General features: G+C 30.4%; 7 protein-coding genes. 6 read left to right on the forward strand and 1 reads right to left on the reverse strand.

The annotated features are described in order from the left end of the window. Positions 1-27: 27 nt before the first annotated feature. Positions 28-786, forward strand: coding sequence for a DUF1444 family protein (locus BUB51_RS11140; RefSeq protein ID WP_073197782.1), 759 nt, complete (start codon positions 28-30; stop codon positions 784-786). 45 nt (positions 787-831) lie between these two features. Here BUB51_RS11140 and BUB51_RS11145 read toward each other — a convergent pair whose 3' ends face one another. Then, positions 832-1,116, reverse strand: coding sequence for a hypothetical protein (locus BUB51_RS11145; protein WP_073197784.1), 285 nt, complete (start codon positions 1,114-1,116; stop codon positions 832-834). A gap of 223 nt (positions 1,117-1,339) precedes the next feature. On the opposite strand from BUB51_RS11145, the gene BUB51_RS11150 reads away from it, so the two are divergent. The 5 genes from BUB51_RS11150 to BUB51_RS11170 all read left to right on the forward strand — a co-directional run bounded on the left by BUB51_RS11150 (position 1,340) and on the right by BUB51_RS11170 (position 7,928). Further along, on the forward strand, positions 1,340-1,543 hold the full coding sequence (locus tag BUB51_RS11150; protein WP_073197785.1) for a hypothetical protein: 204 nt from the start codon (positions 1,340-1,342) through the stop codon (positions 1,541-1,543). A 194-nt stretch (positions 1,544-1,737) separates the two neighbouring features. Further along, entirely contained in the window at positions 1,738-2,571 is an 834-nt protein-coding gene (locus tag BUB51_RS11155; RefSeq protein ID WP_073197787.1) for a heteromeric transposase endonuclease subunit TnsA, read from the forward strand. Beyond that, entirely contained in the window at positions 2,568-4,709 is a 2,142-nt protein-coding gene (locus BUB51_RS11160; RefSeq protein WP_073197789.1) for a Mu transposase C-terminal domain-containing protein, read from the forward strand. The genes BUB51_RS11155 and BUB51_RS11160 overlap by 4 nt, the downstream gene beginning before the upstream one ends. After that, positions 4,699-6,228 (forward strand): ATP-binding protein, encoded by a 1,530-nt coding sequence (locus tag BUB51_RS11165; protein ID WP_278294389.1) that lies wholly within the window; start codon positions 4,699-4,701, stop codon positions 6,226-6,228. The genes BUB51_RS11160 and BUB51_RS11165 overlap by 11 nt, the downstream gene beginning before the upstream one ends. Beyond that, positions 6,225-7,928: a TnsD family Tn7-like transposition protein gene (locus BUB51_RS11170; RefSeq protein ID WP_073197791.1), complete on the forward strand. Its 1,704-nt coding sequence runs from the start codon at positions 6,225-6,227 to the stop codon at positions 7,926-7,928. The genes BUB51_RS11165 and BUB51_RS11170 overlap by 4 nt, the downstream gene beginning before the upstream one ends. Positions 7,929-8,266: the final 338 nt, after the last annotated feature.

Genomic DNA, 8,266 nt, shown 5'->3' on the forward strand with positions numbered 1-8,266 from the left:
TATTAAGGCATATAAGGAGGAATTAAATTGAAACTTGATAAAGAACAATTTAAATTAAAATTATTAAATGATATAAAAAAAGTATATGAAAATGCTGAACTAAATAAAGAACTCATTACTTTTGAATTTGGGACACTGGAAATTATAGTTGATACTAAAGATATGTATAAATTGTATGGGGAATCAAAAAATAACTATAATACAGTTAAAAAACACTGCTTAAATGTTATAAAAGAAATTATAGAAGAGAAGAGATTTAAGGTGAATTATAATAAAGTTTTTCCACTTTTAAAAAATAAGAATTTTGGATTAGATAAAGAAATAGGTTTTATAAGAGAAGAATTCACGGATGATTTAGACATTCTATATGCGGTAGATATGGGGGATATTTACAGATTTGTGACTAAACATGATAATGTAGATATAGAATTATTAAAAAAATCAGCAATAAATAATATAAACAAAATATATAATGTATTAGTAAAATTAGATGAAGAATTACCAATTTACACTTTAGGTTTTACAACAAATGTAGGGAGTTCAATGATTTTATCAGAAAACTTTATAAAACAGATTAATAAGAAAGTTGGAAAGAGTTTTTTATTTGCAATACCTTATGATGGCACTTTAGTAGTTGCAGAGAATAATGACAAATATATAGATTATTTAAATGAATTAATAAAAATGATACCTGAAATTGATAAAATATCCAACAGCGTGTATAAATATAAAGATGGTAAAATAGAATATGCAGTTAAAAGAAGAATTTTAAAAATAATAAAATAAAAGGGTTTTCTGGTTCCCTCTGCTGCAAACAAAGGGAACCTTTTTTTATGAAAGTTCTAATTTTATTGTATTTAATAATTTTATAATATTTGGGATATTCAACTTTAAGTTGTTGCATTCAATATCATCTAATTTTTCTATTATACTAATATAGTAATTAATTCTGCTAATATATGATGAACAAATTTCTTTATTGTGTCCAAATAGAAAGTGGTTAATTAACAAGTTCATCGCTTCTTCAGCAAGAGATTTGTCTTCATATCCAAAATTATTTTTAATGATATGCAAGAAATAATTTATTTCTAGTCTAAGAACTTCTAGTTGTATCATGTAGATCACCTCCATTTAATTTCCAGCATTATAAACACATTTATATGTATTTTCAAATTTTTATGCTGTTTTTTAAAAAAATTATGTTTAAAAGTTTTGTTTACAGATTATTACAGTTATATTAAAAAAGTCCAATATTAAACACAAAATGATTTTTTTGTGTTAGTATAAAAATACATTAATAAAAATTGAGAAATAACCTATTTAAATAGGAGGGATAAAAATGCTAAAAAGAATAGCAAGTCTTTTAATTGCAAATATTACTGGACTAGTGGTATTTTATTTGATGTATAGGGTAGGAATATACTTAAATGTTCCTTTACTACAAAAATATTATTTAATACCATTCACAGCATTAATTGCATATATGGTATTTGAAGATTATAAAGAAATAAAAAACTACTTAAGATACGAGCAAACGATATAGATGTAAGGATATCAATAAAAAATTCCCCTGTTTTAAAACAATAGGGGAATTTTTTATAATCCATAGGAAATTATAAACTTCTTTAAATTATGGATAAGTTTTAATATAATTTCCGTTTATGGATTTCAACAAAATCTACCTTGATTTATTTTAATCGAAGATTTTGTTCCTAGGAATTAAATAAGGGGGGCATTATGTCTAAAAGAACACTAAAATGGAATGAAAAAAAGATAGAACAGTTTATAAAAGAAGGTAGAGGACAAGGTGAAGGCAAAGACTATAAGCCTTGGCTTGTTGTACAGGATTTTCCAACCATGGGGGTAGCGACAAGAATATTAGGGAAAACAACTGGTAGAGTACACCACTTTTTCTCAAATACACAATTAAAATATTTTTATCTGCTAGAATGGGAAGATAATGTCATAGATATTAGGGAGCATTATCCTTTATTAGATTTAGAAGAAAGTTTAAGTGACATGTCTGATTTAAATTTAGAAAAGTTTAGAGATAAAGAGAGTAAGGTTGACTATATTCTTTCTACTACATTTTTAATTACTGTACTTGATTCAAATGGCAATAAAAAATATGCTGCAAGAAGTATAAAGTATGCATCAGAACTAAAAAAGAAAATTACGTTAGAAAAGTTAGAAATAGAAAGAAGATACTGGACAGAAGCAAAAGGAATAGATTGGGGAATTGTAACGAATAAGGAGATTAATGATATAAGAGTTAAAAATATAGAGTGGCTTCATCCAGTAATGATTTCAAAGAATCAAAATGGACTTGAAAATAATGAATTAAAAGATTTGTGTGAGGGATTACTGTATAGACTTAATGAAAGCAGAAATTCTGTAAGACAGACAATTATTCAGTATGAGCAAGACTATAGTTTAGATAAAGGTATAGGAATTTTTTTGTTTAAATATTTGTTAGCCAATAAGATTGTTTTAGTTGATATGGACAAGCCTATAAATCTAAATTGCAGTTTTAAAGAATTATGTAGGCATAGGAGGGAAGTAGAGAATTGAAATATACTGTTAATTCTTTAATTGAATGGAAAATAAATGACAAAAAGGATGTTGTTGAGAGGATACTTTGGATTAATGATCAGTGGATATATGTAATAGATATAAACAAAAATAATGTTCCGTATTTAATAAAAAGAGAAGATTTAGAGGAAGCGCTATTAAATGGTATTGCAGATATAAAAGAAGATGCTCTATATTCAATATTTCTTAAAGATGAAGATATACCCGAGAAACATAAGAGAATAAGGGATAAGGCTTGGAATATGATAAAAGATATTGTAAATAAAGAACCTCAAATATTCGAATCCACATTTAGAAGAAGAAATATAAAGCAGATTGCTTCAGAGTATAATGTGAGTGAATTAAGTGTATTAAATTATTTGAAAAGATATTGGAAAAGAGGTAAGGTGCCGAATGCTCTACTTCCAGATTATTATAGGTGTGGAGGTAGAGGAAAAGAAAAAAGGGCTGGAGATGTTAAAAGGGGCAGACCAAGAAAACATAAAGATATTTTTGGTGAAGGTGTAAATGTAACGGAAGAAATAAAAAAGATTTTTAAGACAGCAGTAAATCGTTTTTATTATACTACTGCGAAGAACTCATTAGTTTTAACTTATGAACTGATGAGAAAAGAATATTTTAATGAAGGATATAAAACGGTAGATGGTGTTAAAATTCCTATTATAAAGCCTCAGTCAGAAATACCTTCATTTGGACAATTTAGATACTGGTTTGAAAAGGAAAGAAATATAAAACGGGAGATAACTAGCAGATACAGTAATAAAAAGTTCTTAAAACAGTACAGGGCTATAGTAGGAAATGCAGATGACGGCATAATACAGCCTGGTACATTTGAAATAGACTGTCAAATAGGCGATCTGTATTTAGTATCTAGGTATAATAGAAATTGGATTATAGGCCGTCCTGCAATCTATGCAGTGATAGATAAGTTCAGCAGGATGATTTGCGGTATTTACGTTGGGCTAGAGAATGGTTCATATATTGGTGCAATGATGGCACTAATGAATACGGCCATGGATAAAGTAAAGTTCTGTAAACAATATGGTATTGAAATAAAGGACGAAGATTGGCCAGTACACCATCTTCCTGAGACGTTGATTGCTGATAGAGGGGAACTGGAAGGAGTAAATATAAATAATTTAATAAATATGCTGAATGTAAAGGTTAAACTGGCTCCCCCATATCGAGCAGAACTTAAGGCATTAATTGAGAGGTTTTTTGGTTTAAACAATGATCGAATAAAACCTTTTGTGCCTTCAAGAATAGACTTAGATGGTAGAGAAAGAGGAGATAAAGATTATAGAGTAGATGCAAAACTAGATTTATATCAGTTTACTCAAATTATGATTAAGGCTGTTTTATACCACAACAATCATTATATATTAAATAATTACAAAAGAGATCAGCAGATGATAGAAGATGAAGTAAGGTGCATACCTCGAGAACTTTTCAATTGGGGTATTGCCAATAGAGGAGGGACTTTGAGAAGTGTACCTGAAGATGTTGTTAAATTAGCCCTTATGCCTTCAGATACAGCGACAATTACGGCGAAAGGTATAAGGTATAAAGATATGTATTATGCTTCGGCATCTATGCTGAAAAATGGAACGTTTGTAAATGCAAGAATTAAGACCAAAAAAGTAAAAATTAGTTATGATCCTCGAGACATGAACCAGATTTATGTACATGGGGATAATCCAAATGAATATGAAAAATGCTATCTTATAGACAGCAATAGTAGATATAGAGATAAGACAATAGAAGAAATAGAATATTTACTAAATATAGAAAAAATGCAGAAAGAAAAAATGAAGGATTTAGAATCACAGGCTAAAACACAACTAATTGCAGAAATTGAAAACATTGTTCAACAGGCAGAGGAAGATTTCAACAGAGAGATTGGCAGTAGGGACAGCAGTTATAAAAGGCTTAAAAACATAAGAGAGAATAGAAAAGCAGAGAAAATAATGAATAGATTAAAAGAAAGATTTGAATTAGATAATAATAAAGAAAATTACTATAACAATGATGAAGTTGAAGAAGTTAACATTGAAGAAAATGGTTCTCTTGATTTATTACTGAAAAAGCAGAAAGAAGGGCTTGAAAGTGTATATTAAGAATATAGAAATTCATAATGGCTGTACTGCTGAAGTTGCAAACTATAAAGAACAAGTAGTTGCAGATTATAGAGGAAATCCTTTTATAGAGGCACTTCCAAACTTGCTTAATGCTAATGAAATAGTAGAAAAGTTAGCATTTTATCCTCCTTATAATCCTAGCGAGAGGGGACTAGACAGCCACTATAGAATTCACATGTTAAATCGGCTGTTTCAGATTTTTCAGCCGTTACCAATGACTTTGGAGTTAGAGAATAAGATTTCGAGGGCTATAAGACAAGGGTATATTTTTCGCAACCCATTTAGCCCAAAATTTTCTCAAGAATTTTATGAAGATTATAGAAAAATGAACAAATTAAATGGATATAACAATAATACTTATAATACATCATCTTGCGGGTTTACTCTTATTGGGATATCAGGATTGGGGAAAACTACATCACTTAATTATATTTTGAATATGTACCCTCAAGTTATTGTTCATTCTGAATATTACGGCACTCCACTTTCTATGTATCAAGTCGTTTGGGTAAAACTAGAGTGTCCCTTTGACGGCTCGATAAAGGGATTAATGTATGAGTTTTTCTCAACAATAGATACGCTGCTTAAAACAAATTATTATGAAAAAATGATAAAAACAAGGGCAACGACAGATGTAATGCTTACAGTCATGAATCAAGTAGTAAGAAATTGTGCGTTGGGCTTATTAGTAATAGATGAAATTCAGCATTTGAGCACGGCAAAATCTGGAGGAAGTAGAAAGATGCTTAACTTTTTTGTGAATCTTGTAAATAAAGTAGGGGTTCCAGTAGTTCTAGTTGGAACTCCTAGAGCCGTAGGAGTCCTTCAAAGTGAATTTCGTCAAGCAAGAAGGGGTATTGGCATAGGAGGAGATATGATTTGCGATAGATTAAAAAAAGACAAGGTATGGTATTTATTAGTTAGGTCAGTCTGGCATTATCAGTGGACAAAGAAAGAAACACCACTTAATGAAGAATTGCTTAACATTTTATATGATGAAACTCAAGGTATTCCTGATTTGCTCACAAAACTTTATGCAGCAACACAGGCTTATGCAATATCTACTGGAAAGGAAGAAATAACTACAACGCTTATAAGAAAAGTGGCTAAAGAAAAATTTAAATTGGTTCAACCAATGATTCGAGCATTAAAAAGCGGTAATGCTAGGGAAATTGCTAAATATGAGGATATTTCTATTGTAAATTTGAATTTAGATGATTTACTAAACGCAACTAAACAGACTATAGATATAAATTATATGATAGAAAAAATACAGAAAAATAAGGAGCAAGATAAACAGAATGTTTCAGCAGTAGAAAAAGAAAAGAAAAGCAGATCGAAAGAAGTCAAGAATAAAAAAGAACTAATTAATCCACAAGATATTCGATATATAGTTGATAAAGGGAAAAATGATGGCAAAAGTGCCTATGAGGCTTTAAAGGAAAGTGGATATATAATTAGTTTTGATAAGGATGTTTTTAATGGGGTGGTAGTGTGAATTTTTTTCCTACTCCCTATCCAGATGAAATACTGTACAGCACTTTGGGAAGATACTGCATAAGAAGTGGAAATATAAAAGAGATACACAACTTTGAAGATTTATTTTCTACAAGAAATTGTATCGCATCAGTGGAGTTGCCTTCTAAAATAGATGCATTAATAGAAAATATGCCTGTAAATTCAATATATACAGCAGAATATTTTATTTATAACCATACTCTATTTCCTTTTTATGCAGCATTTATTGAACCACAAAGAGCAGAGAAGATTATTAAGTCTATGAGGAGTGGCAGAGGTGCAGATGCTTACATAAGGTTGGGATTGGTTTCAAATTCAATTGATTTAAATAAATACTTTAGATTTTGTCCTCAATGTTTTATGGAAGACATAGAAATATATGGTGAACCTTATTGGCATAGAATACATCAGATAACAGGGGTTTTTGTTTGTCCAAAGCATAAAGCCCCTATTTATAATAGTCAAGTACTAGTTAGAGGTGGCAGCAGACAGAGATTTATAACTCCTTCTATTGATAACTGTATAGTAGAAAAAGAAATATATTATCCAAATGAATATATAGAAAAAATGATATGGATGGCCGAAGATGCACAGAGACTTCTTAATAGTAGATTTGATTTTAAAGAGCAGGAGTGGTTTAAAAGACAGTTTAGAGCAAAACTCATTGAAAAAGGCTATGCAAGAATGAATAATTTTGTACACCAGAAAAAATTGGCACAGGATTTTATAGATTTTTATGGTGAGGATTATTTAAAACTTGTTCAGTCGCCAGTTCAAAACAAAAGTCAAAACTGGTTATCTTCTATGGTAAGGTATAATAATAGAATTACATTTACATTAAGATATCTATTGTTAGCACGATTTTTAGGGATACCATTAGATACTTTATTTAATGAGAGGATAGGATTTAAATGTGAATATGATGATATAGATTCTTATCAGCAATTGTGGGAGAAAAGGTTGGTAGAACTTTCTCAACTAGGCTTATCTATTAGAGAGATTGCTAATATTTTAGATTCAACGCCTAAAACAGTGAGGAGAGCAATTGATAAATTAGGAATAGAGACGTTTTGGAAGTATAATGGTGGTGGGAAGTATGTTAATAAAAAATATACAGATACAAATGAATTTAAAGTTAAAAGAGATCATTTAAGAGCAGAATGGATAAAATTACATAATAAATATCCAAATAAAAGCAGCAATCAAATTAGACAAAGTCATCAAGCATTGTATAGATGGCTTTCAAAATATGATCTTGAATGGTTAAGACAGCATTCTCGCAGAAAAGCCAATATTTCTAGTACTGTTGATTGGAACAAAAGAGATAAGGAACTTTTATCTAAGGTTAAAGAAGTTGTTAAAGAGTTGCAGCAAGGAAAGCCCCAAAGAATAACATGGAGTACTATAGGAAGTAGGTTAGGGGTAAATGGATGGCTTTTAAAGAGAAAAGATAAATTGCCATTAACTAGAGAATATATAGAATCTGTAAAAGAGGGTTTGCAGGAATTTCATATCAGAAAAATAAAATGGGCTATTGATAAATTGGAAAAAGAAGATAAAGAGATAACTTATTGGAATTTAGTAGAGGTAGCAGGAGTTAAACCAAGGTATTTAAAGTTTATATCAAAGGAAATAAAAGACATATTAATTGAAAAAGGATATAATTGCGATTTTCTATAACAGTAAGTTAAGGAAGAACTGTAAGGGTTCTTCCTTTTTCTTTTGTGTGCCGGGCATGCGTAACAACTAGGTGGTGAAAGTCCACTGTGGGGGTTGACCGTGCCAACCACTAGCTAAAGGCAAGGGTGTCCATCGTGAGGTGGAATCTGAAGGAAGCCGGAGGCAAAATCCTGGTCCGAGGTACACGAACCACATTCGAGGCTGTATAAATCGGGTGAGTTTGCAAAACAAAACAAAGCCCAAAACGGTCCGAAGGTTTATGCAGTAAATGTGGCGGATATATGGGAGGAAAGTGGTTACGCTTACCCCGGGAGGTCTCAAGGGTACGTCATTTAGAT

Origin of the sequence: Caloranaerobacter azorensis DSM 13643, assembly GCF_900129995.1 — a bacterium.
Taxonomy (GTDB): Bacteria; Bacillota; Clostridia; order Tissierellales; family Thermohalobacteraceae; genus Caloranaerobacter; species Caloranaerobacter azorensis.

What these genes read in the sequence shown, in the direction of transcription:
- BUB51_RS11155 (WP_073197787.1), top strand. Translation starts at nt 1,738, where the DNA reads ATGTCTAAAAGAACACTAAAATGGAATGAAAAAAAGATAGAACAGTTT.
- BUB51_RS11150 (WP_073197785.1), top strand. Translation starts at nt 1,340, where the DNA reads ATGCTAAAAAGAATAGCAAGTCTTTTAATTGCAAATATTACTGGACTA.
- BUB51_RS11145 (WP_073197784.1), bottom strand. Translation starts at nt 1,116, where the DNA reads ATGATACAACTAGAAGTTCTTAGACTAGAAATAAATTATTTCTTGCAT.